Source organism: Nocardia sp. bgisy118, from assembly GCF_057708605.1.
The window spans coordinates 1-25,230 of record NZ_JBYISM010000023.1 but is presented as its reverse complement, the minus strand read 5'-3'; the positions used below and the strand labels follow the sequence as shown (position 1 = coordinate 25,230).

Here is a 25,230-nt window from a genome sequence, read left to right as displayed (position 1 = left end):
CGGGGATACTCCGGAAAGCGATGCTCGATCAGCGTCCGGAACCGTGCACACGGCTCCGGAATCGCAGACATCCCTCGCTGAAATTCAAGGAGCATTCCCATGGCAACGGTCCGATTCCACCTGCTGTCCACCCTGTCTCCCGCCGAGGTCGTGCAGGTGCTCACCGATTTCGGACCCACCCGGGCCCAGACGTGGCCGACGATCGATGCCGAGCACTTCGTCGTCCACGACCGTGGCGACACCTGGGCCGAGGTCACCGAGGGCACCGCGGCCGCGTGGGAACGCGCCCGCTACCAATGGGATCCGGCCGGTGTCACCGTCACCATCACCACACTGGACTCCAAGCTCTTCGGCGCGGGCGGCGGCTGGGTCTTCCGCGCCACGCCCGGCCAGGGCGGCACCAGGGTCGACGTCGAACTGACCCGCACCCCGCGGACGGTCAAAGGCAAGATCCTCGCGGCGCTGCTGCCCCTGATCGGCCCGTCCTCGCTGCGCAAGTCCTTCGCGGGCCCGCTGAAGGCCGCGTGATGACCGCAGCGCATTCGACCACGCACAACACGCGGCTTTCGCCCGGCGTCCACTCGTTCGACTCCGACGGCGTTCGGCAGCGGTACCACGTCCACGGACGCGGCCCGGTGTGCATCGCTCACCCGGGCGGTCCCGGAATCTTCTGGGAGTACCTGCGGATGCCGGCCCTCGAGCAAAACTTGACGATGGTGTACGTCGAGGCCATCGGCACCGGCGCATCCGGTCGGCTGCCGACGCATCCGCACGGCTACACCCGCGAACGCTACAGTCGCGCCTTGCAACGGCTCATCGAACACCTCGACGTGCCGGAGGTGTATCTGCTCGGCCACTCGCATGGCGCGTTCGTCACCGCCTATCACGCGCTGCACCGGCCGACCAGGCTCGCGGGAATCGTCCTCTACGAGGGCGCGCCGGTGACCGGCCCCGAGCACGCCCTCGAGGCCGCGCGCAGGCTGGAACAGTTCGCTGCCGCGCACGCCGACCGGCCCGAACTGGGCGAGATCCTCGCCGCATTCGTTGCGATGCAAGACATTTCGGATGACGAGCAGACCCTCGCCGTCGCCCGCGGTGTGCTGCCGTCGTACTTCGCCGACTACTGGGGCGACGAGCAGCGCTGGGGGGCCGTGCGGAATGCCATACAGGCGAACTACATTTCGGGCTTGACCGCCGACCGGACCCCCGATCCGATCGACGATCGCGCGGACCTGCCGGGCATGTCCGTGCCGGTCTTGGTGATCGTGGGCCGCCATGACGTCATCTGTGGACCGCGCTGGGCGGAGGAACTGCATCGGCTGATCCCGGATTCACAACTGCTCGTCCTCGAAAACAGCGGGCACCTGGGGCATGTGGAGGAACCGGAGCGTTTCGCCGCAGCGGTCTGGGACTTCGTCTCGACGCGCGGACGGCGAGAATGAACGCAGCGCGACCCGCCGATCCCCATACGGATCGGCGGGTGCGCGTGGCTGTCCTCTTCGCTGGCCCGGTAGCACTGTGGCTATGGGCGGAGGCCGCGGTCCTGCACGGCAGCGGCCCGGCGGCCGGGGAGTTCACTGACGATGGTGGCCTCGTAGGCCTCACTGGTCTCGATAGGTTTCGAGCAGCCGCAGCCAGACCTCGCCGATGGTGGGGAACGAGGGCACCGCGTGCCAGAGCCGATCGAGGGGGATCTCGCCGCTGATCGCGATAGTCGCCGAATGCAGGAGTTCGGCGACGCCCGCCCCGGCGAAGGTGGCCCCGACGATCACGCGGCGCTCGGGATCGATGAGGACGCGCGCCTGCCCTCGATAGGACGGATCGTGCTGAATCGCGCCCGCGACCCGGCCGATGTCGTAGTCGACGACGTCGACCACCCGTCCGGCACGGGCGGCGTCCTCGGTGGTGAGGCCGACGGCCGCGATTTCCGGGTCGGTGAAAACGACCTGCGGCACGGCGAGCAGATCGGCGGTACCCGCGTGCCGTCCCCACGGGCCGGTGTCGAGGGCCAGCCCACGCGCCCGGTCCGCGATGACCGCACCGGCGATGCGTGCCTGGTACTTGCCCTGATGGGTGAGCAGCGCACGGTGATTGACGTCGCCGACGGCGTACAGCCAGTCACCCTCGACCCCGGTCACGGTGAAGGTGTCGTCGGTGGCGAGCCACTGCCCCGGAGTCAGACCGACGGTCTCGAGTCCGATGTCGTCGGTGCGGGGTGCGCGCCCGGTCGCGAGCAGGAGTTCGTCGGCGACGAGTCGGTCGCCGTCGCCGAGGGTGAGGTGCATGCCGTCGTCCGGTCCGCCCGCGCGCTCGGCGGCGGTGATGGTGGTGCCGAATCGCAGGTCGACGCCGGCTTCCCGGAGACGCTCGGCGACCAGGTCGGCGGCGAAGACTTCGACGCGGGGGAGCAGCCGGGGTTCCCGGGCGATGAGCGTGACCCGCGCGCCGAGCGCCTGCCACGCGGTCGCCATTTCGGTGGCGACCACCCCCGCGCCGAGGATGGCCAGTCGGCCCGGCACTTCGCGGGCGCTGGTGGCTTCGCGGCTCGTCCACGGACGCACGGTGTCGAGACCGGGGAGCGGCGGGAGGGCGGCGGAACTGCCGGTGCACACCGCGACCGCGTGCCGGGCGGTGAGCCGCACGGTGTCGCCGTCGGGGGTTCGCACCGTCACCTGCCGTGGCCCGGCAATTCTGCCGTGGCCGCGCAGGAGCGCGATCCCGGCGGAGTCGAGCCAGTCGACCTGCCCCTGGTCGTTCCAGTCGGCGGCCATGCGGTCGCGGTGTTTCAGGACGGCGCCGGCGTCCAGCGGTCCGGTGACCGCGGTGTCGACGCCGGGGAATCGTGCGGCTTCGGCGTGCAGCAGGGCCGGGCGCAGCATGGCTTTGCTGGGTTCGCAGGCCCAGTACGAGCATTCGCCGCCGACCAGTTCGGATTCGACGACGACAGTGCTGAGCCCGGCGGCGCTGGTGCGGTCGGCGACGTTCTCGCCGACCGGTCCGGCCCCGATGACGACGACGTCGTAGCTCTGGGTTTCCTTGTCGGACATGGGGTTTGCTTCCGATTGTGGGATCAGCGGCCGGGCGCCCGCCGAGTGACTTCCTGCAGGAACCAGCCGTTGCCGTCGGGGTCGGTGAAGGCGGCGAAGGAGCCGTAGCTGGCGCGATCCGGGTGCGGGCCCGCGACGCGGCCGGCGGTTCCGGCATGGTGGAAGACGCCGGTGGCGTCGCGGAAGGGTCCGTCGACCGTGATGCCGCGTTCGGTCAGTTCGGCGACGGCCTTCTCGATGTCGGTGACGATCAGGTGCAGGCCGTGCAGTGTCCCGGGCGCGGCGGCGGTGACGCCGGTGCCGAAGATGATCGAGCATTCCGACCCGGGCGGGGTGACCTGGACGACCCGATAGCCGTCGTCCACCGGGAAGTCGGCGTCGAGGCGGAATCCGAGCCGCTCGGTGTAGAACGCTGTGGCACGGTCGACGTCGGCGACGGGCAGGACGACGACTTCCAGCTTCAAGTCCACGATCGTGTTCTCCTGTTCGGTTTTTCGCGGTGGTCAGTGGGTGGCGCGGGCGGCCTGTTCGATCACGTCGGCGACCACGTCGGGATGTGAGACGGCCACGGAGTGCGAGGCGGCGACCTCGGTGACCTGAGCGTGGGCGCGGGCGGCCATGAACCGCTGGGCCGCGACGGGGATGTTCAGGTCTTCGGTGGTGATGACGTCCCAGCTGGGTTTCTCGCTCCAGGCCGCGACGGTGGCCTTCTCCTCCAGGGCCGACTGCGCGATCGGCCGCTGGGCGGCGGCCATCAGCGCGGCGCGGCCGGCGGAGACGTCGGCGGCGAACTGGTCGTGGAACTTGTCCTGCCGGATGTAGAGGTCGGTGCCTGCGCCGCCGTCGGTGGCGGTGAACGGCACCGGGTTCAGCGTGCCGGGCAGGGTGGAGCCCGGGTACTGGCTGGTCAGCCCGAGCGCGGTCTCGCCGGGCGCCGGCAGGAAGGCCGCCACATAGACGAGCCCCTTGACCTGGTCGTTTCCGGCTGCGGCCGCGCTGATGACGGAGCCGCCGTAGGAGTGCCCGACCAGGATCACCGGCCCGCCGACGTTGCTGACGAGCGCCCGCAGCGCAGCGGCGTCCGAGGCGGGACCACGCAACGGATTGGCCACGGCCACCACCGGATAGTGGTCGGCGCGCAGCTTTTCGATCACATCGTTCCAGCTGGACCCATCGGCGAAAGCGCCGTGCACGAGAACGACCGTCGGTTTCGGGGCGTCCTCGGTGGGGCCGGCATGGGTGGTGGTGCTCGCGGTGCACGCGACGGCGAGGCTGCCCGCCGCGACTCCGGCCGCGATCGCGGTGACCGCCTTGGTGATTCGCCGCCGTGGGCGGCCTCGTCCTATGTAGACCATGTGGTTCGTCCTTCGAGCAAGTGTCGTGCGAGTTGTGCGCTCCACTGTCGGTCGCGCGGCGCCCCCGCCACATCCGTCAGCTGACGCTGCGCGCGACGTAGTTCGGCCAGTGGTCGAGTTCCGCGATGTCCCAGTCGTCGCCGACTGATCGAAGTGTCGCTCGTCGGTGTCTCCGGCTTCGATCGCGCGCGGTGGGGTGACCGTGTCGGCGACGCCGAGCAGTTCCGCGAGGGTGGTGTCGTGGCCGAGGGCTGAACCATCACAGCCCGCGAGACCGCGACACCGGTGCGTCCACCGTCGACGTCGAGGACGATCCCGTGCACGAAAGCCGCGTCGTCGGAAGCGAGATAGACCGCCGCCGCGGCGATCGCGTCGGGGTGGTCGCCGCGTAAGCGAGGGCGATCGCCCGGCCGATATTGCTGGTGGAACCGGTGACGAGTGCGGTCTTGCCGGTGAACTGTCCTGCCATGTCGGCGAAGCTCGTCGGCATGTGTCCGATTCGGCCGCGAATTTGTCCATCCAGCCACTTTCGAGGCGTCGATCGGGCTTCGTAACGTAATGCTCACGCCTGTGCTTCCTCTCCGCGCTCCTGCGGAGGACGGGTCGCCAGGTTGTGGATCCGGGACAGAAAGACCGGCGTTGCGGGTCGATCGAGCGCCCGCCGGCGGACGATCCGACCGACGAGGATGGGTGCCCAATGCAGAAGTTGTACAACGCCACGGGGCTTCTCGAAGCGCCCCGGGTCGACTCCCGAGGGCGGGTGTTGTTCTCCAACGTCACCGAGGGTGGCGTGTATCGGTGGGCCGACGGCTCCGTCCAGACTGTGCTCTCCGCGCGCCGCGGCATCGGCGGGATCGCCGTCCACGCGGATGGCGGTCTGGTGGTCACCGGGCGAGATGTCTGCTACGTCCACGCGGGTGTGGAGCAGACCCTCCTCACGCTCGACGGAGCGACCGGCTTCAACGACGTGACAGTGGGGCCCGATGGGGTGGTGTACGTCGGGGTGCTGCGTCATCGACCGATGCGTGGTGAGCCGGTCGTCCCCAGCGAGGTTGTGCGAATCGGTCTCGATGGGTCAGTCGCCGACGTGGTCACCGGGGTGCATTGGCCCAACGGACTCGGGTTCGCTCCGGACGGGCAGACGTTGTACGTCTGCGAGTACGCCGAAAGCCGCGTGCTGGCGGTACGCGATGGGCGAACGAGCGTGTTCGCGACCGCGGCAATCGGGGAATGCGACGGGCTCGCGGTCGATGCCGACGGTGGTGTGTGGGTGGCGCTGGGCAGTGGCGGTGCGATTGCCCGATTCGCCCCCACCGGTCAACTCCTCGACACGATCGAGCTTCCCGGCACGTTCGTCTCGTCGCTCGCGTTCAGCGGCACCGTTCTCTACATCACGACGAACTCCGGACTGTTCACCACTGTCGTCGACACCACCGGTTCTGCCGTTCCGCCGGCTCGTATTCCTCACTGAGCCTTCTGGTTCGCTGGTGCCGTGATTCTTCCACCGAGGGCATTCGAGGCTCGGTGCTTCCGCACGAGGCTCGCGCATTTCTCGAATATGCGGTTCGGGAGACAATGACGAAATGAAAGCCGCGGTACTCGAACTACCGGACATGCGAGCGACTGGAATCGCGATCAGTCACGACATGCTCGAGTCGGCCAACCGTGCCTCGGAAACTCTCGGACGGCCCCGCCCGTTCGAAATCAGCGCACTGCGCCCCGGCGATCTGTTGCCCGACGACCTCGATCTGCTCGCCGTTCCCGGAATGGGGTGTGTATCGGTGAGCGAACTCGACGCCGCTCTGGCGCCAGCAACCGACCCGTGGTCGATGCGAATTCTGTCCGAAGCCGTTGACTCGCAAGCCCGGGTGGCCGCCTCCTGTTCGGGCGTGTTCCTGCTCGCGCAAACCGGCGCCCTCGACGGCGGCCGCGCGACAACATCCTGGTTCCTCGCCGCCGAACTCCAGGCACGGTACCCGGCGATCACCGTCGAACCCGACAAGATCATGGTCCGCCACGGCCGCAACATCACCGGCGGAGCATCGCTGGCCCATGTCGACGTCATGCTCGCGACGATCGAGATACTCACCGGCCCGGACGTGGCCGACCTGTGCGCCCGCTATCAGCTCATCGATCGCCGGACCTCACAACGTCCCTACATGATGCTCACCGTGCTGATCGCCGACGACCCCGAGCTGGTGAACGCCCACGACTGGATCGTGAACAACCTCCGCCGACCATTCACGATCGCCGACGTCGCCGACGCGGCGGGACTTCATTCGCGAACGCTCGCACGACGCTTGCAGCGCGCCGCAGGCATCAGCCCGCAAGCCTTCGTCCAATGCCTCCGCACAGACGCCGCACTGACGCTGATCCGGTCGGGGACGACTGTCGAGGCCGCCGCACATCGCGTGGGCTACGCCGACGCGTCTACCCTGCGCCGAGCCATTCGCCGCCGAGAAGCCGGCCGCACCACTCAATCCATATGACCCGCGCGGGCCGGTCAGCTCTCGAAACTGAGGTACGGTCTCGATCCGCGGACGTTTGCTGCTCGAGGCGCTACGCCCGCAGTTCCTCGGCCGCGATTGCGAACAATTGGTCCGCGGATCCAACGGCGACGAAGTGCCCAGCGTCCCGGTTGGGACGAACAGCCGCCCGCGCCACCCACTGACACCGCGAAGAACCGCGCAGGAGATCCCGGTTCCGTTGCCGTTCAATAGAGTTCACGTTCAATTGGAGCCATTTCGCTGACAAGGACGCCACCGCGAAGGGACGATGGAGTCGAGGGATGGCGCCGCACCAGGCCGCCGGATTCTTCACGGCACGGTGATGACGACTTTGCCGAAGGGGTCGCCCTCGGTGAAGTGGCGGAAGGCGTCGACGGCCCGGTCGAACGGAAAGACCTGATCGATCACCGGCCGCGCACCGTGCTCGGCGATCGCCCGATTCATGGCCTCGAAGTCGGTGCGGCTGCCGACCGCCACCCTCCGGATGGCCAGGTACTTTCCGCCCAGTGGATCAGCCGAGGGTTGCCTGGCCGGTCCGGGGAATGCGCCGATGAGTGTCACTTGTGCGTTGTAGGCCGCGGCGGCAAGGGATTTCGGCAGGGTCAGCGGGCCGACCGCGTCGATCACGTGGTCTGCGCCCAGACCATCGGTGAGGTCGAGCACTGCTTGTTCCCAGTCCGGTGTGCGGGTGCGGTCCACGATCTCGTCGGCGCCGAGCCGGCGCAGCCGCTCCGCCTTCTCGGCGGAGGAAGTGATCGACACGACGCGCGCCCCCAGCATTGTGGCGTGCTGCACGGCGAACAGTCCGACAACTCCGGAACCGACGGTCAGAACCGTCTGCCCGGCGCCGACCGGCACCGGCTTGGTGAGCCCCGCCCAGGCAACCAATCCGGCACAGGTGAGCGTGGCGGCCTCGGCGTCGGTCAGATGGCCAGGCACGTGCACGACCGAATCCTCCTCCAGCACTATGTGTTCGGCCAGCCAGCCATCGTGGTTGGCGCCGTACTGCCGCCACGACAGCGCCTGTGTCTGCGGGCCGTCGATCCAGCCCAGGAAGTAGGTGCCGGTGACCCGGTCTCCCACCGCGGCCCGAGTCACCCCGTTGCCGAGCGCGATCACCTCGCCCACACCGGAGGCCAACGGCACCACCCCCGGTTCGGCAGGCACCGGATACGTGCCTTCCATGAGCATGATGTCGCGGCGATCGATCGAGGCGGCGCGCACCCGCACCACGACCTGGTGCGGGCCGGGTCGCGGGATCGTTCGCGTCCGTGCGGTCAGTCCGTCCCGGCTGCGCATCGGTTCCAGTTGGTAGGCAAGTGAATTCATGATCTGCTGATCCCGGACCTCTTCGGGCGCATCGGTCAGCACTTGGGCGCTCCCCACTGCCCGCAGCTCCGCGACGTGCCTGCGACGGGCCTGCGGATCGGTTTCGTTCCACGCGGCCTGTTCGGTCGAGTTCGCGAGTGCACTGTCGTCGAGTCGATTGCTCATGGTGCTCGAGTCTGGTCGGCGCACGAACACCTGGCGATTCCCTCCAGGGAATGATCGACGCGGTGGCGCGCTGGGGGAATCGCAGCACCGCGCACCCGCCCGCACAGTGGAAAGCACCTTCCCTGACTTCGCATCGACGAGGTTTCCATATTTCCATGGCAAGGCGTCCAGGCAGCCTGAAATGGCCGTGAAACGATGTGCTCGCGGAAATACCCTGGGCCGCCTACGGACAGGTCGGCTGAGAAGGGGCGAACCGTCGAGGTCGAGCCGATGCGGCCAAGGCCCGTTAGAGGCTACGAACCGAGGGTGCGATAGCCCGGGTGCACGCCCGGGGTCAGTTCCCTTGTCTCGACCAACTTGTCCAGCAGGTTCGCCAGCTGCTCGTACTCATCGTCGGTCAGCCCGGCGAACAGGTCGTGCTCGTGGGTGAGGGCGACGCGGGCGATCTGTCCCATCACAGAACGATTCACTGTAGAGAATGGATAGTCATGGCCATCGCTGCCGCATCCTCCGTCACAAACCCTGCCCGGCCATTCGAACCACCGCTCGGACCACTCGCCGCAGCGGCCGTCGGACTCTTTCTCGCCGGACTTGTCGCCGGTACCGTTCGCGCCGGTGGCGCCCCCTTTCCGTCACCCTTCGCCGATGCCGAAGACGCGCTCGCCTACTTTCGTGAGCACTCCGCCGCGGTGCGGACGGGCGCGGCGTTGCAGTACGCGAGCGCGATCCCGCTGTCGCTGTTCGTGGCGGCTGCTGTCGGCCGGCTGCGCCGCTCCACCGACGGGTTCGGCGCATCGCTCACCGCTGTCGGTGGCACGCTCGCGGCGGCGTTCCTGCTCTGCTCCGGTGTGATCAGCTGGGTGCTGACCGTGCCGGAGGTGAACGCCGATCCGGCCACGGTGCGCGCACTGCACACCCTCGCCTTCCTGTCCGGCGGACCGGCCGATGTGATGGCCTCCGGCGTGCTGACAGCGGGCATCGCGCTGGGCGCGTCGTCGGGAAAACTGCTGGGGCCTTGGCTGATTCGGATCGGGTTGGGAATCGCCTTGCTGGCGATGCTCACCACCGTCTCGCTGACCTTCACCGCGGCCGCGGTCGTGCTGCCCATCGCCCGCTTCAGCGGCATGGCGTGGCTGATCGTCGCCGGATTCCGGCTGCCCCGCCCGTAACCGCTGACCACGCCGACCCATTCGGTCGGTATTTCGTTTCATCCGAGGATCATCAGGAGTTTTCGTGAACACCGAACTCGTCGCCAAACTGGTTCGCTTCCAAAAGCCCGAACTGTCGCTGCCGTATCTGAACGGCATCGACGAGGCTCGCATCGCCGCCCTGTTCGGGCTGGAACCCGACGAATACCGTTCGCTCCGAGACGATCTGGACAAGCAGGCGCGTGCCGCCGCGGCGGAGCTGCTCACCGAACCGCAGATTGTCGCGCAGGTGGAGCGGTTGCCGTTTGCGCCGGGCTCGCGGGTCGTCGCGCTCGGGGAGAGCAGCACCGCGGATCGGCTGTCCTGGTTCGAGATCCTGCGCCACCTGTTGGCACTGCACCGGCCGGGTGACGAGATCAGCTGCACGAACCTCGCCGTCGCCGGGGCCACCACCACGCAGGTTCTCGGGGGCTCCGGATCGTGGGGTTTCCTGCGGCCGGACTGGGTGCTGTGCCAGCTCGGCGCGAACGACGCACAGCGATTGGGCCGGGAGGGGGAGCGAGTCGTCAGCGCCGCGGAGACGGCGCGCAATGTCGAGCTGCTGCGCGGGCAGGCGCGAGATTCGCGGTGGGTGTGGCTCACGCCGACCGCTGTGGACGAGCAGCTGCTGGCCGAGTTCGCACCGTTCCGGATGTCCGGGATCAGCTGGCGCGTAAAGGATCACGAGGAGACCGCGGCGGCGCTGCTGGAGCGGCCCGAGGCAACGATCGACACCCTCGCCGTCACCAGGCCGACACCGGAGCAGTCCTTGTTCGAACCGGACGGCGTGCATCTCACCCTGGCAGGTCAGGTCGCGGTGGTGCGAGTCGCGCTGGCCGGACTGTCCGGGCTGCATTTACGGTCGGTGCTCTCGTAGGTATCCCTCTTCGGGCGAGGGGGGCGAGCCGGGCGAGTTCGGGTGAGGGGAGGGCGAGCCGGGCGAGCGGGCTTTATCGGCCCGGCACCGCCCACCCGGCTCGCCACCCGGGATATGGCGCCGACCGATCCATCTCAGGCATCGGCCTTCGCCCCCGGCGGTCAGGGCACGGTGAGGACGAGTTTGCCGACGGTGCGGCCGGTGTCACCGAGGGCGTGTGCCTTGGCGGCCTCCGCGAGCGGGAAGGCATCGGCGACGGTGGGGCGCAGGGTGCCTGCCGCGGCCATGTCGGCGAGAGCTCGCATCCCGGCGTGATCGGCCTCGACCAACATGACAACCGCTCGAACCGAGAACTTTTCGGCTGCGGCCGACAGCTGGGCGGCGTCGCACGGGAGCAGCGACACCGCGATGCCGCCGGGACGCACCGTGCGCAAAGACTTCAGGACGCTCTCCATGCCGAGCGGGTCCACGACGGCATCGACATCGCGTACCGCTGTGGTGAAATCGGTGGTGCGGTAGTCGATCACCTCGTCGACGCCGAGCTCGCGCAAGTAGGGATGATTCGGTGCGCTCGCGGTCCCGATGACGTGGGCGCCGCGAGCCTTGGCGATCTGCACCGCGAAATGCCCGACGCCGCCTGCCGCGGCGTGGATCAGAACGCGTTGCCCGGCTTGGATATCCGCGGTATCGACGAGTGCCTGGTAGGCGGTCAGTGCGGCCAGCGGGATGGCGGCGGCCTCGACATGGGTCAGACTGCTCGGCTTCCTGGCGAATGCGCGAGCCGGACCGGTGACGTACTCCGCGGCGGCGCCGTGCCCGTACGGATACGGCAACATGCCGAAGACCTCGTCACCCGGTGCGAACAATGTCACGCCGTAGCCGGTGGCGACCACTTCACCCGCGACGTCCCAGCCCAGCACGAACGGTGGTGCGGGCAGGAACAGGCCGCCGATGGCCCGATGCTTCCAGTCGGTCGGGTTGAGAGCGGTGGCGCGCACGCGGATGAGGATCTCGCTGGGGCCCGGCTGTGGCACCGGCAGCTCGACCTCGTGCAGCGCCTCGGGTCCGCCGAGGACGTCCTGGCTGATCGCACGCATGGTGGCGGGGACATCAAAGTTGCTCATGGCTCGAGCTTGCCGTCAGCCGACGTGCGGCGAAATGGCATGATCGCCAATGTTCGATAGGATCGTGCCATGGTGAGTGGGAGACCACATCGGGTGGTCGTGTTGGCGCTCGACGGCGTGTATCCGTTCGAACTCGGGATCCCGAACCGCGTGTTCGGGGTCGCCGATGGTCGCTACGAGATACTCACCTGCTCGATCGACGGCTCCCCGGTGCGCAGCCAGGCCGACTTCGTCATCGCCGTCCAGCGGGACGCAGCGATACTGGAAACGGCTGAGACGGTGGTGATTCCGCCGTGCGATATCGCGCCGTATCTCGCCGGTGAACCGCCGCAATCGGTGTCCGATGCGCTGGCTCGAATTCGACCGGGCGCCAGGATCGTTTCGCTGTGTACCGCGGCGGCCGTGCTGGCGGCTACCGGCAGGCTGGCCGGTCGGCCTGCCACCACACACTGGAACTCGACCGCCGATTTCCGTCGCGCCTTCCCGCAGGTTCGGCTCGATCCGAATGTGCTCTACGTCGATGACGGCGACATCCTCACCTCCGCCGGCGCCACCGCCGGTATCGATCTGTGTCTGCACCTGGTGCGTGCTGATCACGGCAGCGAGGTCGCGAACATGGCTGCCCGTCGCTGCGTGGTGCCGCCGTGGCGGGAGGGTGGCCAAGCCCAGTTCATCGAACAGCCGGTGCCGCCGACGACGTCCACGGGAACCGCGGCGGCCCGGCAGTGGGCGCTGACCCGTCTGCACCTCCCGCTGATGCTGGCCGACCTGGCAGAACAAGCCAGCATGAGCCACCGCACGTTCGCACGCCGCTTCCGCGACGAGGTGGGTGTCAGTCCCGGCCGGTGGCTGATTCAGCAGCGCGTCTTCCGTGCCCGCGAACTACTCGAGGCCACTGACCTGTCTGTCGACCGCATCGCTTCCGAGGTCGGCTTCGCTACCGGCGCTTCCTTGCGCCAACACTTGCACGAGGCGATCGGTGTCTCGCCCAGGACCTATCGCCGCAACTTCCGCGCGTCGGCGGGTTCGTCCGGGCAATCTGCCACGGCGCGAGCGGAACCCGGCTCCGGTCATCGGTGACCGAGAGGTCATTTGCCTCCGTCGCGGATGATCAGGAGTTCACGGTCGCGCCGGCGGGCGTCGTCGATTTCCGACGGAACAGTCGTGCCGGTCGTTTCCGCCGAGGTCCCGATCACCGATGTCGCCGAGGCGCATCCGCTGCTGGACTCCGCCGAGACCGTCGGCAAGGTAGTGCTCACGATTCGCTAGTACCGAACATGCTCTGCCCGAGAGCTATTCAGGTGGGGTGAGAGGCGAGTAGGGCGTCCGCGCTCGTCGGACTCGCTGAATCATCGGCACGGCAAGCTTTCTCGGCGTCGTTGGTTCGGAAGGGTATTTCGAAATACGGTCGGGGAGAGGGGCTTCTGGTCGTATTTGCTGTGCAAATCGGTTGGGTCCTGTGTTCGAAGTCCGAGCTTCTGTATCAAGTATGTAATTTTCAGCTCAGCCCACCCGCTGAATATCGAGCTGGACGTATTCGGTGCGAAGCTGAGACGCAACCTGGAAAGTGGATGGTGCCGAGCCTCGCGGCGACTGTGGAGCGTGGCTCGCGTCAGGTCATCCACCTGCGAGGACGAGGTGATCGTAGTGCACTTCAGCACTGCGCTGGCCGGGGCGAAGACCCTGCATTTCATCGCGATTTCGGGCGCGACGCCTTGGTATTTCGCGGGTGCGACCGAAAGGCCTAGTCTATTCGGCTGCCGCGTGCAAAGGTATCAGTTGGACGACTGCCGTCAACGGCACGAGTCTGCCTGATGTGGCGTCGGGCGGTCACAAGTTTTCGTGCGGATCGAACCGCCCGGTGCCGTATCCGTCTCCCATGACTGCATCAGGAGGAAGAAAATGACGAAGGTTCTTTTCGTGATCTCGGCGGCGGACCGCTGGACGCTGAACGATGGTTCGGTGCATCCGTCGGGTTACTGGGCCGAGGAGGTTGCGGTGCCGCACCGGATCTTCTCCGAGGCGGGCTGGGATATCACCGTCGCGACCCCGGGTGGCAAGGCTCCGACGCTCGATCAGCTCAGCCTCGGCATCGCCGGCGGGATGCCGTGGAGGCGTGGTGCGGTGAAGCACTACCTGGACGGCATCGAGGCTGTCCTCGCCACGCCGGTGACGCTCGATTCCGTCGATCCGGATGCGTTCGATCTGGTGTTCTATCCCGGCGGCCACGGCCCCATGGAGGACCTCGCCTACGACGAGACCTCCGGCGCGCTGCTGGCCAACCGGCTGGCATCCGGCAAGCCCCTCGCGCTGCTGTGCCATGCGCCCGCGGCGATCCTGGCCGCGACCAAGCCTGACGGCACCTCACCGTTCGCCGGGTACCAGATGACCGGGCTGTCCAACCGGGAGGAACTGCTCAACCGGTTCGCGAGGAAGGCGCCGTGGCTGCTGGAGGACCGGTTGAAGGAGGCGGGTGTCGAGTACTCCAAGGCGCGGATTCCGTTGCGGCCGTACATCGTTGTCGACAGGAACCTGTATACGGGGCAGAACCCGCAGTCCTCGGAGAAGCTGGCCGAGCGGCTCGTCGCCGACGTCGGTGCACGGTCCTCGAAGTGAGTCTCTCGCACATCGTCGATGCCCGCAGCACGCCCTCGGGTCCGCGCTCGCTGCCAAGGACTCCGTGACCCGAAGGGCCACCTGATGCAGGGCCGCATCCGCCATTCGGCCCTCGAACAACGGCGCGTGGCGCTCGATCCTGAGTCACACCAGAACAGCCGGAAGCAGGAACGCCAGAACCGAAGGAGAGTGCGATGACCGAAATCAAGCCGGTGCTCGAACCCGAGGCGACCGAGTTCGCGAAGGCTACCGACACGCCGCCGTTTCTGTTCCAGTTGCCGCCGGCCGAAGGCCGCAAGACGGTCGACGAGGTGCAGTCGGGTGAGATCGACAAGCCGGCGATAGACGAGGAATGGGTCACCGCCGAGGGCGGACCGACCGGCACGGTGAAAGTCCGCGTCGTCAAGCCCGCCGGCGCCACCGGGTCGCTTCCGGTCATCTTCTACATTCACGGAGCGGGCTGGGTGTTCGGCAATGCGCACACCCACGACCGGCTGGTCCGTGAGCTCGCGGTCGGCGCCGATGCGGCCGTCGTGTTCCCGGAGTACGACTTGTCCCCGGAAGCGAAGTATCCGACCGCGATCGAGCAGAACTACGCCGCCGCTCAGTGGGTGTTCGCCCACGGCGCAGAGAAGGGGCTCGACTCGTCGCGGTTCGCGGCGGCCGGAGATTCGGTGGGCGGCAACATGACGGCCGTTCTCACCTTGATGGCGAAGGATCGCGGCGACGTCGAGATCAAGCAGCAGGTGCTCTTCTACCCGGTCACCGACGCCAACTTCGACACACCGTCCTATCACCAGTTCGCCGAGCACTACTTCCTCGCCCGAGAGGGCATGAAGTGGTTCTGGGACCAGTACACGGAGAACGACGCGCAGCGCGACGAGATCTACGCGTCCCCGCTGCGTGCCTCGACCGAGCAGTTGAAGGGCTTGCCGCCGGCGCTGGTGATCACCGGCGAGGCCGATGTCCTGCGCGACGAGGGCGAGGCGTATGCGGCCAAGCTCCGTGCGGCCGGTGTTCCGGTCACCCAGGTGCGGTTCGGCGGCATCATCCACGACTTCGTGATGCTGAACGCCCTGCGCTCGACCCATGCCGCGAACGCGGCCATCAAGCTGGCGCAGGACACCCTGCGTACGGCACTGCACTGAACCCATCGGGCCCGCCCGCTATCGGAAGGAGGCGAATGTTCGCGGTGACACTCGACGGTTTCGGCGGTCCGGAGGTCATGCAATGGGCTCGGGTGGACGACCTGCCCGCGCCCGGCCCGGGGGAGGTGGCGGTCGATGTGGTGGCCGCTGGGGTGAACCGTGCCGACGTCATGCAACGCAGCGGCTTCTATCCGCCGCCGCCCGGAGCCAGCGAGATCCTCGGCCTCGAGGTTTCGGGTGTCGTCGCCGAGGTCGGCGCCGGCGTGCAGGAGTGGCGGCCCGGTGATGAGGTGTGCGCGCTGTTGGCCGGCGGTGGCTACACCGAACGGGTCAACGTGCCCGCCACCCAGTTGCTGCCGAAACCCGACGGGGTGAGCCTCACTGCGGCGGCGGCGCTGCCCGAAGCGGCCGCCACCGTGTGGTCGAATGTGGTGATGACCGCTGGGCTGCGCAGTGGACAGGTGTTGCTGATTCACGGCGGAGGGAGTGGGATCGGCACGCACGCGATTCAGGTCGGCCGGGCGCTGGGTGCGCGCGTGGCGGTGACCGCGGGATCGCGGTTCAAGCTGGAGCGCTGCCGGGAGCTGGGGGCGAACACGCTGATCAACTACCGGGACGAGGATTTCGTGGCCGTGGTGACCGGTGAGTACGGGGGCGCGGACGTGATTCTCGACATCATGGGCGCCGGCTATCTGCAGCGAAATGTGGAGGCGTTGGCCGAGGGCGGCGACCTGACGATCATCGGGCTGCAGGACGGGGCCGTTGCCGAGCTGAATCTTGGTGTGCTGCTGGGCAAACGGGGCTCGATCCACGTGACGAACCTGCGCCGCCGTCCCGAGCGCGGGCCCGGGTCCAAGGCCGACATCATCGCCGAGTTGTGCGAGCGGCTGTGGCCGTTGATCTCCGAGGGAACCGTCACGCCGGTTGTCGCCGCCGAAGTGCCGATCGCCGATGTCGCCGAGGCGCACCCGCTGCTGGACTCCGCCGAGTCCATCGGCAAGGTGGTGCTCATTGTTCGCGAGTCCTGACGCGGGCTTACGTCGTCGGCCCCGTCGAAGCTTTCGGCTTCGACACGCTTCGTCACGGCCGAAATCGGACTCGCGCCCGCCTGAATTCCGCATCGACGCCGATGCTCGCCCGGGGGCGGCCGATAGATCTTCCGCTCATGGCAACTAGCTATTAGCGGGATATGTCAACTCGATCCAGATATTCAAGACGATTCGTGCAAATAGGCTACTAACCATTAGCCGCCTCCACTACGCTGTCGGTCGTTACCGTCGCCGCAGCTGTATCCGAGGAGGCCGATCCATGGCGCTGGATCTCGATCGTTTGTCCTACGAGCCGTTGACGCCGGTCGCGTTCCTGGACCGGGCTGCCGACGCACACGGCGACCGGGTAGCGGTGATCGATGGTCCTCGGCAGTGGACCTACGCGCAGCTGCGCGACCGGTGCAGCCGACTCGCCGGTGCGCTCGCGCCGCTGGCCGATGGGCGACCGGTCGCCGTCTTGGCTCCCAATACGCATGTGCTGCTGGAGGCTCACTTCGGTGTTCCATGGGCGGGCGTTCCGCTGGTCGCTCTGAACACTCGCCTCGCAGGCGCCGAGATCGCTTACGTGATCGAGCACGCGAAAGCGTCTGTCCTAGTGGTCGATCCGGTGTATCGAGACCTTGTCGACGATGCGTTGGCGCGGATGAGCGCGCCGCCCGTCGTGGTGACTGTGGGTGAGCAGTACGAGCGCATGATCGCCGAAGCCGAACCGACGGTCCTCGTGCCGTCCGATGAGCGATCGCTACTGTCGATCAACTACACCTCGGGCACGACCGGGAAGCCGAAGGGCGTGATGTATCACCATCGCGGCGCGTACCTGCAGGCTCTGGCGATGGTCGGTCATACCGGTTTGTCTCCGTCGTCGGTGTATCTGTGGACCTTGCCGATGTTCCATTGCAACGGATGGTGTTTCCCGTGGGCTGTCACGGCAGCCGGTGGTACCCACGTTTGCCTGCCGAAGGTGGATCCGGCCGAGGTGTGGCGACTGATCGGGGAGAAGGGCGTCACGCATTTGAACGGTGCGCCGACCGTGCTTTCTATGCTCGCCTACGCGCCCCAGGCGCATCCGGTGACACCGTCGGTGCGGGTGGCGACCGGAGGCGCGCCGCCGAGTCCGGCGATTCTGCGCAGGATGGGGGAGCTCGGATTCGACGTCACCCACTTGTATGGACTGACAGAAACATTCGGGCCTGCGATGATCTGCGACTGGCGTCCGGAATGGAACGGACTGGACGATGCCGCGCAGGCGCGACTGAAGGCACGCCAAGGGGTCGGCAACCTGATCTCGTGCCGCGCCAGGGTGATCGGCGCCTCGGGCTCCGATGTCCCCTCCGACGGTAAGTCGGTAGGCGAGATCGCACTGCGCGGCAACAATCTGATGCTCGGATACCTCGATGACGACGAGGCGACCCGTACGGCCGTGCCCGATGGTTGGTTCCGCACCGGCGACCTGGGGGTCGTCCACCCCGACGGGTACGTCGAACTTCAGGATCGAAGCAAGGACGTCATCATCTCCGGCGGGGAGAACATCGCCTCCGTCGAGGTCGAACAGGTGCTGGCCGACCATCCGGCGGTGCTGGAGGCCGCGGTGATAGCTGTGCCCGACGAGCGTTGGGGCGAGGTTCCCGCCGCGTACGTGGCGTTGAAGGAGGGCGCGACGGCGACGGAGGGCGAACTGATCGAGTTCGTACGGCGGCATCTGGCGAGGTTCAAGGCACCCAAGACCGTGACGTTCGGCCCGCTGCCGAGGACGTCCACGGGGAAGGTGCAGAAGTACGTGCTGCGGGATGCGGCGTGGGCGAGGGCGGACAGGCGAATCCGGTGAGCACGGTCAGGCGGCGCCGACCAGCCGCAGCGCGAAATCGACGTACTGCCAGACGATTTCGTTCTCGTTGAACTCGGCATCCTCGCGAAACCAAGTGGCGACACCCATGCCGAGGTCGAGGATCGCGTACGAGGCGATCCGCTCCGAGGCCACCTGGAACCGGCCCGCGGCGACGCCATCGGCGATGAGGGACCGGAAGTTGCGCTCGTACTCCGAGCGTCGGGACAAGACCGCCGACAGGTACGGCTCGGTCAAGCTGCGGATCTCGCGGTTGCCCGCGAAAGCCTCCAATCGATGGCGTGCGTGATAACGAACGTGCGCCTCGACCGCTCGGCGCAGCCTTTCGGTCGGGTCGCTGGTGCCCGACACCGCCCGTTGGTGCTCGGTGAGCAGGGCATCCATGGTGCCGATCATGATGTCCGCCAGGAGTTCCTGCTTGGACGTGACGTGCTTGTAGAGGCTCGGACCCCGGATCCCGACCCGGGCTCCGATCTCACTCATCGAGGTGGCCTCGTACCCCTGCACCACGAACAACTCCAGGGCTGCTCTGCGGATCGCGGTGCTGCGCGCAGTCGCCGTCCCGTTCATCGAATGCTCCCTTCGGCATGCGGCTATCGCATATTAGCCACAGCTCGCCGCTTCTACCGGAAGGGGCCTGTGCCGCTCCAGCCTGGCCGCCGCTGTCAGAGCGGACTGGGCTCGGGGGCGTGAGGTGCGCCGATCCAGTGCAGGAGCTGATGGATCGTTTCGTCGGCGAGGCGGTACCGAACGATTCGGCCGCTCTTGGATGCGGTGACCCAGCCCTGATAACGCAACAGGCGCAGGGCATGGGACGCGGCGGTGGCCGTCATGCCGACGGCGGCCGCGAGCTCGGTCACGCTCCGATCGGGGGTGTGGTGCAGGCACACCAGCAGCCGGAGCCGATTGGCGTCGGAGAGGAGGTCGAACCGATGGGCCCAGTGTTCGATACCCGCGACATCCAGGCCAGGCACTGGGAGCCGGGCGTGTTCGGGGTTCTTCGGGGAGCTCGAGGCCACTGTTCTACTCTGCCGTTCTCTCCTTGCCGGGGCCAGTCGTCGCCAATGCTCACATATCTGTCCACTTGTACATATATTGCGCGTATCGTATCGGGGGGTGAGCCTCACCACGTCCGCCATGCATATGAGTGACGGCATTGTCGACGCACCCACCTCTGTGTTGTTCGCAGTGATCGCCGTCGCGGGCTTGGGATTCGCGACGTGGCGCGCCCGTGCGGAGCTGGACGAGCGTGCCGCTCCGATGGCAGGTCTGGTGGCCGCGTTCATCTTCGCGGTGCAAATGGTGAATTTCCCGATCCTGCCAGGCGTGAGCGGGCATCTCTTGGGCGGGGCGCTCGCCGCGATCCTCGTCGGGCCATACGTGGGGGCGCTGTGTGTGGCGATCGTGCTCGTTGTCCAAGCGCTGCTGTTCGCCGACGGCGGGCTGACCGCACTGGGTACGAACATCACGAACATGGCGTTGATCGGGGTGGCCGTCGGATACTTCGTCGCGCGTCGTTCGCTGCCCCTTGTGCCGTCGCGAGGCGGGATCGGTGCCGTCGCCTTCGTCGCCGCAGTGGCCGGAACCATCGTCGCCGCAATGGGTTTCGTCTTCGAGTACGCGATAGGTGGGGCCGCGGGGTCGACCGTCGGGGCGGTCGCCTGGTACATGCTGGTCACGCACACGCTGATCGGCATCGGCGAAGGCCTCATCACCGCGATCACCGTCGTCGCCGTCGTCAATGCCCGGCCCGACCTCGTGTACCTACTGCGTGCCACCGAACGGACCGCGACGCCGCGCGTCGCGCTCTCGATGAACGGATTCCTGTTCGGTTTCGCCGCCGTCGCGGTGCTCGTCGCGGGCCTGCTGTCCTACGTGGCGAGTTCGCAGCCCGACGGACTCGATGCCACGACGCAGCGCGGCTGCACCGTGGTCGAGGTCGACGGAACCGAGGAATTGCACGGCGAATGCATCGCGCAGAACGCGGACAGTCACGCGCTGGCGGATTGGCCCCTGGCCGACTACACGATCGACGGCAACGACCGGTTGACCGGCATCGCGGGCGTTCTCGGGGTGGCCGCCGCCTTCGCCGCACTGTTCGCGATCGTGCGCATCATCCGCGCTGGTCGATCGGATCGCCCACGGGCCGAGCGGGTTTCGGAGTCCGAAAGCGCATCGCCCGAATCGGAGTCGACCTAGGTGTCCACAGTCAGCCACCGGCTGCACTTGCCCGGCAGTTCGCCGGTGCATCGGACTCCGGCCGAAGTGAAGATCGTCTGCGCCGTGATCACGGTCTTCGCCGTGGTCGCGACGCCACGAGAGATGTTCTGGCCATTCGCTGTCTACGCGGCCGGATTGATCGTGATCTGGCGCATCGCGCGCATCCCACCGCGGTGGATCGCGCCGCGTCTGCTCATCGAGTTGCCCTTTGTCGTGCTGGCGCTGCTGCTGCCGTTCGCGGCAGGCGAACCCAGAACGACACTGCTCGGGCTGTTGCTGTCGACGACTGGCCTCTACGCCGCCTGGGGGATAATCGCGAAAGGAACAATCGGGGTGGGGATTTCGCTGACCGTGGCGGCGACGACCAGCGTTCGTGACCTGCCGGGCGGGCTGAGCAGGCTACACGTGCCCGGCATGATCGTCACGATCGTGGTGCTGATGCTGCGGTACGTGGACGTGATCGCCGACGAGGCGGCACGCATGCGCCTGGCACGGGTCTCGCGCGGAGACGACCCGCGGACGATTCGTCAGATCGGCGCGACAGCACGCGGCGTCGGTAGCCTGTTCCTGCGATCCTACGAACGAGGAGAACGGGTCCACTTGGCCATGCTCTCGCGCGGATTCACCGGCACCATCGTGGATTTCGGCACACCCACCGCCACCCGCGGGCAATGGCTCGTCGCCTGCGTTCCCGCATTGGCGGCAGTCGGAGTCTGCGTCGCCGCGTGGGCCGTCCGATGAACGAGTCCGCGGCGCCCGCCGTACGCCTCGTCGACCTAGCTTTCGCATATCCGGACGGGACCGCCGCGCTCGATGGGCTGAACCTCGATATCGCCGCAGGCGAGCGAGTCGCGGTTCTGGGGCCCAACGGTGCGGGCAAGTCCACACTGATGCTGCATCTCAACGGTGTCCTCATCGCGAATTCGGGAGAGGTGCACATCGGCGGAACTCATCTGGACCGCAACACCGTTCGCGCCATCCGTCAGCGCGTCGGTGTCGTGTTCCAGGACCCTGACGACCAACTGTTCATGCCGACGGTCGAACAAGACGTCGCGTTCGGACCGAGCAATTTCGGTGCGCGCGGCGAACACCTCACCGAGAGCGTGCGTTTCGCGCTCGCCGCGGTCGGCATGTCGGACCGGGCCGATCGTTCCCCGACGCGGCTGTCGCTCGGCGAACGCCGCCGCGCCGCGCTCGCCACCGTCCTGGCCTGCCGCCCCGAAGTACTCGTCCTCGACGAACCGGCCGCCAACCTGGACCCAGTGGCCCGCCGCGAACTCGCCGACATCCTGCTGTCCCTGCCGACCACACTCGTCCTGGTGACCCACGACCTGCCCTACGCCCAGCGCATCTGCGACCGCGCGGTGATCCTCGACAGCGGACGCATCGTCGCGGACGGCCCCATCGACGAGATCCTGGGCGACACCGACCTTCTCGCCGCCCACCGCCTCAGCTGACCCCACAGCGGACCGATCCCGGATCGTGCGCCAACACGCCGCCGAACCTCCCCATCCGCCACCTACACTGCGACGATGGCAGCAAGTGACGCACCCAATCTGTTCGGAAAAGTCGTGTGGTTCAACAGGAATGCGCCGCTCGACCCAGCCTGGGGCGAATGACTTCTCGGCATTCCTCTCGCGGTCCCACCCGGGCCGCAGCGGACGAGCACCGAGCGCCCGGTTCAATCGGGTAGCAGGCCGTGCTCCATGGCGAAGACGGCCGCACCCGCGCGTGTGCGGCGGCCGGTCTTGTCGTAGATGTGCGCGAGGTGATGTCCCACCGTGCGCTCGGACAACACCAGTTCCGCCGCGATCAGTCGGTTCGACAGGCCACGTGCGGCGAGCCGCAGCACTTCGACCTCGCGTTCGGTGAGGCCGCAGGGGAATTCGGTACGCGGCTTGCGCAGACCCGCCGCCTCCACCACCGCGGCGCAGGCGGCCGTGTCCAGCCTGCCCGTGGTCGCCTCGGCGACGAGCATCTGCGCGGCGTCGTCGGGAGAGAAGGCGGGCCGATGCGGTCGCGGCTCGGTCAGCGCCGCGAAAACGTCTGCGGCGGCGAGGATTCGGGCCGATTTCGACAGGTCGTGACTGCCGACGCCGCGGTGGTAGCCGCTGCCGTCGAGACGTTCGTGGTGGCCCGCCGCGATCTCACGCAGATCGGCCAGGCCCGGACACCGTTGCAGCACCCGGTCGGTCCAATACGTGTGCAGCCGAACGCGTTCCCAGTCACCGGGACCGAGCGGTCCGGGGCGATCCCAGATCGCGGAGGACACCGCCGCCCGGCCGATGTCGTGCACCAGCGCCGCGGCGCGGAGGGTGTCGAGATCGCCCGCACCCATCCCGGACAACCTGGCCGCGCCGCACGCGAGATCGGCCACGTGCGCCGAATGCCCCAGCAGCCAGCGACCTTTCAGGTCGACCACGATGGCGAGCGCGAGGCACAGCTCCAGCCGTTCGGCAGGCCGGATGTACAGCGGAATCCCCGGCTCGGCGTGCATGACCGCGGCCAGCACGTCCGGAACGTCGAGGCAGTCCCACACCTCGTCGGCGGCGAACGAGTCCACTACCTCCGGGTCGAGATGCCCGCCCGCGCGGCGCCGTAGCTCGTCCACCGCACCGCGGCGTCCCCGGCCCATCGCGGCGAGGACCGCCTGCTCGGCGACGTGCACGATGCGCCCCGCCAGCGAGATCTCCTCTCCCCGAAGCCGTTCGGGCGCGCCGAGACCGTCCCAGCGTTCCTTGACCTCGGTCAGCGCGACCACGGCCGCGTCCGGCAGCCCGAGCCGCGGTCCGAGCGCTCGGCTGACCTCGCACACCGAGCGGACCGCCGCGGATTTCTGCGCGGGCGTCGTCGTGGCGAACCGCTCCCGGACCAGCGGCTGGACCCCGGGAGCCCAGGAGCCGAACTGCTCGAGCTGCGCGGCGAAGACCGGTGCGTCGCTGCTGTCGATCACGTGGTAGGCCCGCTGGAAAGCTATGTCGTCGGCGAACGCCTCGGCGTTCTCCGACGCTCGGCTGGTGCACCCGACCGCACCGAGCAGGGCGGCATGGAAGACGATGCGCCGGTCGGCCTGATCGAGACCGATCCGCTCCGCGAGCGCGGTCGCCAGCAGGCAGGTTGCCAGTCCCTTCTCGAACGGCGCTCCGGTCGCTAGGTCAGTGGTCAGTGACAGAGCGGCCAGGACTTCGGTGACCCGGATGGACGCGGCTGGTACACCGCCCGAGCGAGCTGATCCCCGGTACTCGTTTCCGGTGTCGAGACGGGGGGAGGAGTCGGACACCCTCCTACCGTATCGCGGGCCGGATCAGCCCGAATCACATCGACAGTGGCCCGCGTCGATCCGGCGGACCGGTCGACGCGGGCGTGTCCCTATCGATTCATCGGGCGCCGAGCGCGTCGAGGGCCTGTCGGGCCCGCGGAGTGTGCAAGGGCGAGAAGTACGGGTTCGTCCGCAATGCATCGGACAGTGCGGCGGCGGCCTGATCGGCCTCGCCCAGCGCCGCGAGGATCATGCCGCGATGGTAGGCGAGAGTGGCGCTGCGCCAGCCCAGCGATGCCGCTCGGTCGGCGTAGACGATCGCTTCGGCATCACGCCCCGCCTTGTGCAGCGACCAGGCGAGCACATCGGAGGTGATGACGCTCTGCCTGCGGCCGAACTCCAGCTGCGCCAGCCGCACCGCCTCGGCCGGGTCACCGTGTTCCGCGGCGAGTTGAGCGGCGTCCACGTACTCGGTGGCTCCCTGCTCTTCGAGCCTGCGGAACTGGTCGGAGACCTCCCGATACCGGACGGCTGCCTCGTCGGGCCTGCCCGCGGCCTCCAACAACTCGCCGAACTCGATCAAGTACTCCGGCAGTGGCGCGCGGTCGGTCAGTGCCGTGTACTCGGCGATGGCCCGGTCGAGATCGCCGCGGGCGGCGTACGTCTTGGCCATGCCCTGTTGCAGCGCCGCGTTCGCCGGGTTCGCCAGAAGACCGGAGCGGTAATGGCTTTCGGCCTCATCGAGGTTTCCGGTGTGGAACGCGAGCTCGCCGAGGTGGTAGCGGCAGAAAGCGATCTGGTCGGCGGTGTTCGCCGCGTCGAGCGCCATCTGCAGCGCCTGCCGGGCCTCGTCGGTGCGACCGCGCAGTTCGAGGTCGTAGGCGGCGCGGGTGAACGACGGAACGCCGGGACGCAGGTCGAGCATCCGCTGCACGGCCGCGCTCGCGGCGTCGGCCTCGCCGAGTTGGGTCAGCGCATCGATCAGGACGCCGTAGACGTCCGCACTGTCCGGTCGCAGCGCGAGAGCTTGTTCTGCGTAGCCGCGCGCGGCGATGAAGTCGTGCCGGGCGTTGGCGAGCGCACCGAGTCCGCTCAGCGCTTCGGCATTGCCTTCGGGCTTCAGCTCCAGCGATCGATCCAGCGCCCGCTGCGCCTGGCCATAGTTCTCGGGATCGCCGGTCACTCGGGCCAGCTCGACATAGGCTGCGCCGAGTCCGGCCCAGCCGATCGCGTTGCCGGGCACTCGATCGAGCTGTTGCTGCGTCTGGGTGATCTGTGCGACCAACGGGCCGCTGGGGTCGGAGGTGACGGGCTGCGCGGCCGGGGAGTCGTCGGGCAGCGCCGCGGTGACTCCCAGCGCGGCGGCGATCGTGGCGGCCAGGACGAACAGGATGAGCAAAGGTCTACGGAGGGTGCGGGAAACAAGGTCGGACATCACGAGTCCTTCGGGTGATCATGTGCGAGAAGAAGAGGGACCGTTCCGGTGGGTGGGGTACCCGGGTCC

General features: G+C 67.9%; 25 protein-coding genes and 2 pseudogenes. 16 read left to right on the top strand and 11 right to left on the bottom strand.

All coding sequences use genetic code 11. The features are described from left to right. The first annotated feature begins 99 nt into the window (after positions 1-99). Positions 100-528, top strand: a complete 429-nt coding sequence (locus AC3EO7_RS25395; RefSeq protein WP_431970478.1) for a hypothetical protein — start codon at positions 100-102, stop codon at positions 526-528. After that, the gene (locus AC3EO7_RS25390; RefSeq protein WP_435592562.1) at positions 528-1,442 is read left to right on the top strand and encodes an alpha/beta fold hydrolase; all 915 of its coding nucleotides are present in this window, start codon (positions 528-530) and stop codon (positions 1,440-1,442) included. The genes AC3EO7_RS25395 and AC3EO7_RS25390 overlap by 1 nt, the downstream gene beginning before the upstream one ends. A 159-nt stretch (positions 1,443-1,601) precedes the next feature. On the opposite strand, the gene AC3EO7_RS25385 is transcribed toward AC3EO7_RS25390, so the two are convergent. The 4 genes from AC3EO7_RS25385 to AC3EO7_RS25370 form a co-directional block, all read right to left on the bottom strand. Beyond that, positions 1,602-3,047: a dihydrolipoyl dehydrogenase family protein gene (locus AC3EO7_RS25385; protein WP_435592561.1), complete on the bottom strand. Its 1,446-nt coding sequence runs from the start codon at positions 3,045-3,047 to the stop codon at positions 1,602-1,604. Positions 3,048-3,070: 23 nt separating this feature from the next. Further along, positions 3,071-3,517 (bottom strand): VOC family protein, encoded by a 447-nt coding sequence (locus AC3EO7_RS25380; protein ID WP_435592560.1) that lies wholly within the window; start codon positions 3,515-3,517, stop codon positions 3,071-3,073. 33 nt (positions 3,518-3,550) lie between these two features. Continuing rightward, positions 3,551-4,402 carry an alpha/beta fold hydrolase gene (locus tag AC3EO7_RS25375; protein WP_431970474.1) on the bottom strand — a complete coding sequence of 284 codons (852 nt, stop codon included), beginning with the start codon at positions 4,400-4,402 and terminating at the stop codon, positions 3,551-3,553. A 259-nt stretch (positions 4,403-4,661) separates the two neighbouring features. After that, positions 4,662-4,892: a hypothetical protein gene (locus AC3EO7_RS25370; protein ID WP_435592559.1), complete on the bottom strand. Its 231-nt coding sequence runs from the start codon at positions 4,890-4,892 to the stop codon at positions 4,662-4,664. Between the two features lie 207 nt (positions 4,893-5,099). On the opposite strand from AC3EO7_RS25370, the gene AC3EO7_RS25365 reads away from it, so the two are divergent. Continuing rightward, positions 5,100-5,873, top strand: a complete 774-nt coding sequence (locus AC3EO7_RS25365) for an SMP-30/gluconolactonase/LRE family protein (RefSeq protein ID WP_435592558.1) — start codon at positions 5,100-5,102, stop codon at positions 5,871-5,873. Positions 5,874-5,985: 112 nt separating this feature from the next. Beyond that, a complete protein-coding gene (locus AC3EO7_RS25360) occupies positions 5,986-6,891 on the top strand; it encodes a GlxA family transcriptional regulator (RefSeq protein WP_435592557.1) in 906 nt (301 codons plus the stop codon). Positions 6,892-7,218: 327 nt separating this feature from the next. Here AC3EO7_RS25360 and AC3EO7_RS25355 read toward each other — a convergent pair whose 3' ends face one another. Further along, complete coding sequence (locus AC3EO7_RS25355) at positions 7,219-8,403, bottom strand: zinc-dependent alcohol dehydrogenase family protein (RefSeq protein ID WP_435592556.1); 1,185 nt, start codon at positions 8,401-8,403, stop codon at positions 7,219-7,221. A gap of 293 nt (positions 8,404-8,696) precedes the next feature. After that, complete coding sequence (locus tag AC3EO7_RS25350; protein WP_431970449.1) at positions 8,697-8,858, bottom strand: hypothetical protein; 162 nt, start codon at positions 8,856-8,858, stop codon at positions 8,697-8,699. Positions 8,859-8,891: 33 nt separating this feature from the next. Between AC3EO7_RS25350 and AC3EO7_RS25345 the strand changes: the two genes are divergently transcribed. Beyond that, a complete protein-coding gene (locus AC3EO7_RS25345) occupies positions 8,892-9,572 on the top strand; it encodes a hypothetical protein (protein ID WP_435592555.1) in 681 nt (226 codons plus the stop codon). A 64-nt stretch (positions 9,573-9,636) separates the two neighbouring features. Next, a complete protein-coding gene (locus AC3EO7_RS25340) occupies positions 9,637-10,467 on the top strand; it encodes an SGNH/GDSL hydrolase family protein (protein ID WP_435592554.1) in 831 nt (276 codons plus the stop codon). 161 nt (positions 10,468-10,628) lie between these two features. Here AC3EO7_RS25340 and AC3EO7_RS25335 read toward each other — a convergent pair whose 3' ends face one another. Then, a complete protein-coding gene (locus AC3EO7_RS25335; protein WP_431970446.1) occupies positions 10,629-11,591 on the bottom strand; it encodes an NADP-dependent oxidoreductase in 963 nt (320 codons plus the stop codon). Between the two features lie 69 nt (positions 11,592-11,660). On the opposite strand from AC3EO7_RS25335, the gene AC3EO7_RS25330 reads away from it, so the two are divergent. The 6 genes and pseudogenes from AC3EO7_RS25330 (at position 11,661) to AC3EO7_RS25305 (ending at position 18,229) form a co-directional block, all read left to right on the top strand. Then, positions 11,661-12,671 (top strand): GlxA family transcriptional regulator, encoded by a 1,011-nt coding sequence (locus AC3EO7_RS25330; RefSeq protein WP_435592553.1) that lies wholly within the window; start codon positions 11,661-11,663, stop codon positions 12,669-12,671. Positions 12,672-12,737: 66 nt separating this feature from the next. After that, a pseudogene (locus AC3EO7_RS25325) lies at positions 12,738-12,860 on the top strand (zinc-binding dehydrogenase); the annotation flags it as partial. Positions 12,861-13,493: 633 nt separating this feature from the next. Beyond that, complete coding sequence (locus AC3EO7_RS25320; RefSeq protein WP_431970444.1) at positions 13,494-14,207, top strand: type 1 glutamine amidotransferase domain-containing protein; 714 nt, start codon at positions 13,494-13,496, stop codon at positions 14,205-14,207. A gap of 194 nt (positions 14,208-14,401) precedes the next feature. Continuing rightward, the gene (locus tag AC3EO7_RS25315) at positions 14,402-15,355 is read left to right on the top strand and encodes an alpha/beta hydrolase (RefSeq protein ID WP_431970443.1); all 954 of its coding nucleotides are present in this window, start codon (positions 14,402-14,404) and stop codon (positions 15,353-15,355) included. 35 nt (positions 15,356-15,390) lie between these two features. Beyond that, the gene (locus AC3EO7_RS25310) at positions 15,391-16,383 is read left to right on the top strand and encodes an NAD(P)H-quinone oxidoreductase (protein WP_431970442.1); all 993 of its coding nucleotides are present in this window, start codon (positions 15,391-15,393) and stop codon (positions 16,381-16,383) included. A 280-nt stretch (positions 16,384-16,663) separates the two neighbouring features. Beyond that, complete coding sequence (locus AC3EO7_RS25305) at positions 16,664-18,229, top strand: acyl--CoA ligase family protein (protein ID WP_435592552.1); 1,566 nt, start codon at positions 16,664-16,666, stop codon at positions 18,227-18,229. A 6-nt stretch (positions 18,230-18,235) separates the two neighbouring features. On the opposite strand, the gene AC3EO7_RS25300 is transcribed toward AC3EO7_RS25305, so the two are convergent. Both AC3EO7_RS25300 and AC3EO7_RS25295 read right to left on the bottom strand, forming a co-directional pair. Then, positions 18,236-18,817: a TetR/AcrR family transcriptional regulator gene (locus tag AC3EO7_RS25300; RefSeq protein ID WP_431970440.1), complete on the bottom strand. Its 582-nt coding sequence runs from the start codon at positions 18,815-18,817 to the stop codon at positions 18,236-18,238. A 95-nt stretch (positions 18,818-18,912) separates the two neighbouring features. After that, positions 18,913-19,221, bottom strand: a complete 309-nt coding sequence (locus tag AC3EO7_RS25295) for an ArsR/SmtB family transcription factor (protein ID WP_435592611.1) — start codon at positions 19,219-19,221, stop codon at positions 18,913-18,915. Positions 19,222-19,384: 163 nt separating this feature from the next. Between AC3EO7_RS25295 and AC3EO7_RS25290 the strand changes: the two are divergent. The 4 genes and pseudogenes from AC3EO7_RS25290 to AC3EO7_RS25275 all read left to right on the top strand — a co-directional run. Continuing rightward, a pseudogene (locus tag AC3EO7_RS25290) lies at positions 19,385-20,047 on the top strand (energy-coupling factor ABC transporter permease); the annotation flags it as partial. A gap of 12 nt (positions 20,048-20,059) precedes the next feature. Then, positions 20,060-20,446 (top strand): PDGLE domain-containing protein, encoded by a 387-nt coding sequence (locus AC3EO7_RS25285; protein WP_435592610.1) that lies wholly within the window; start codon positions 20,060-20,062, stop codon positions 20,444-20,446. Next, positions 20,447-21,208 (top strand): cobalt ECF transporter T component CbiQ, encoded by a 762-nt coding sequence (cbiQ, locus tag AC3EO7_RS25280; protein ID WP_435592551.1) that lies wholly within the window; start codon positions 20,447-20,449, stop codon positions 21,206-21,208. Further along, complete coding sequence (locus AC3EO7_RS25275; RefSeq protein ID WP_435592550.1) at positions 21,205-21,924, top strand: energy-coupling factor ABC transporter ATP-binding protein; 720 nt, start codon at positions 21,205-21,207, stop codon at positions 21,922-21,924. The genes cbiQ and AC3EO7_RS25275 overlap by 4 nt, the downstream gene beginning before the upstream one ends. 224 nt (positions 21,925-22,148) lie before the next feature. Here the strand turns inward: AC3EO7_RS25275 and AC3EO7_RS25270 are convergent, their stop codons facing one another. Then, complete coding sequence (locus AC3EO7_RS25270; protein WP_431970437.1) at positions 22,149-23,747, bottom strand: HD domain-containing phosphohydrolase; 1,599 nt, start codon at positions 23,745-23,747, stop codon at positions 22,149-22,151. A 97-nt stretch (positions 23,748-23,844) separates the two neighbouring features. Then, positions 23,845-25,161, bottom strand: a complete 1,317-nt coding sequence (locus tag AC3EO7_RS25265) for a tetratricopeptide repeat protein (protein WP_435592549.1) — start codon at positions 25,159-25,161, stop codon at positions 23,845-23,847. Between the last annotated feature and the right edge of the window lie 69 nt (positions 25,162-25,230).

Coding starts and splice junctions, on each gene's coding strand:
- AC3EO7_RS25310 (WP_431970442.1), top strand. CDS start 15,391: ATGTTCGCGGTGACACTCGACGGTTTCGGCGGTCCGGAGGTCATGCAA.
- AC3EO7_RS25395 (WP_431970478.1), top strand. CDS start 100: ATGGCAACGGTCCGATTCCACCTGCTGTCCACCCTGTCTCCCGCCGAG.
- AC3EO7_RS25355 (WP_435592556.1), bottom strand. CDS start 8,403: ATGAGCAATCGACTCGACGACAGTGCACTCGCGAACTCGACCGAACAG.
- AC3EO7_RS25315 (WP_431970443.1), top strand. CDS start 14,402: ATGACCGAAATCAAGCCGGTGCTCGAACCCGAGGCGACCGAGTTCGCG.
- AC3EO7_RS25320 (WP_431970444.1), top strand. CDS start 13,494: ATGACGAAGGTTCTTTTCGTGATCTCGGCGGCGGACCGCTGGACGCTG.
- AC3EO7_RS25365 (WP_435592558.1), top strand. CDS start 5,100: ATGCAGAAGTTGTACAACGCCACGGGGCTTCTCGAAGCGCCCCGGGTC.
- AC3EO7_RS25265 (WP_435592549.1), bottom strand. CDS start 25,161: ATGTCCGACCTTGTTTCCCGCACCCTCCGTAGACCTTTGCTCATCCTG.
- AC3EO7_RS25335 (WP_431970446.1), bottom strand. CDS start 11,591: ATGAGCAACTTTGATGTCCCCGCCACCATGCGTGCGATCAGCCAGGAC.
- AC3EO7_RS25385 (WP_435592561.1), bottom strand. CDS start 3,047: ATGTCCGACAAGGAAACCCAGAGCTACGACGTCGTCGTCATCGGGGCC.
- AC3EO7_RS25345 (WP_435592555.1), top strand. CDS start 8,892: ATGGCCATCGCTGCCGCATCCTCCGTCACAAACCCTGCCCGGCCATTC.
- AC3EO7_RS25305 (WP_435592552.1), top strand. CDS start 16,664: ATGGCGCTGGATCTCGATCGTTTGTCCTACGAGCCGTTGACGCCGGTC.
- AC3EO7_RS25350 (WP_431970449.1), bottom strand. CDS start 8,858: ATGGGACAGATCGCCCGCGTCGCCCTCACCCACGAGCACGACCTGTTC.
- AC3EO7_RS25330 (WP_435592553.1), top strand. CDS start 11,661: ATGGTGAGTGGGAGACCACATCGGGTGGTCGTGTTGGCGCTCGACGGC.
- AC3EO7_RS25275 (WP_435592550.1), top strand. CDS start 21,205: ATGAACGAGTCCGCGGCGCCCGCCGTACGCCTCGTCGACCTAGCTTTC.
- AC3EO7_RS25285 (WP_435592610.1), top strand. CDS start 20,060: ATGAACGGATTCCTGTTCGGTTTCGCCGCCGTCGCGGTGCTCGTCGCG.
- AC3EO7_RS25300 (WP_431970440.1), bottom strand. CDS start 18,817: ATGAACGGGACGGCGACTGCGCGCAGCACCGCGATCCGCAGAGCAGCC.
- AC3EO7_RS25375 (WP_431970474.1), bottom strand. CDS start 4,402: ATGGTCTACATAGGACGAGGCCGCCCACGGCGGCGAATCACCAAGGCG.
- AC3EO7_RS25370 (WP_435592559.1), bottom strand. CDS start 4,892: ATGCCGACGAGCTTCGCCGACATGGCAGGACAGTTCACCGGCAAGACC.
- AC3EO7_RS25360 (WP_435592557.1), top strand. CDS start 5,986: ATGAAAGCCGCGGTACTCGAACTACCGGACATGCGAGCGACTGGAATC.
- AC3EO7_RS25390 (WP_435592562.1), top strand. CDS start 528: ATGACCGCAGCGCATTCGACCACGCACAACACGCGGCTTTCGCCCGGC.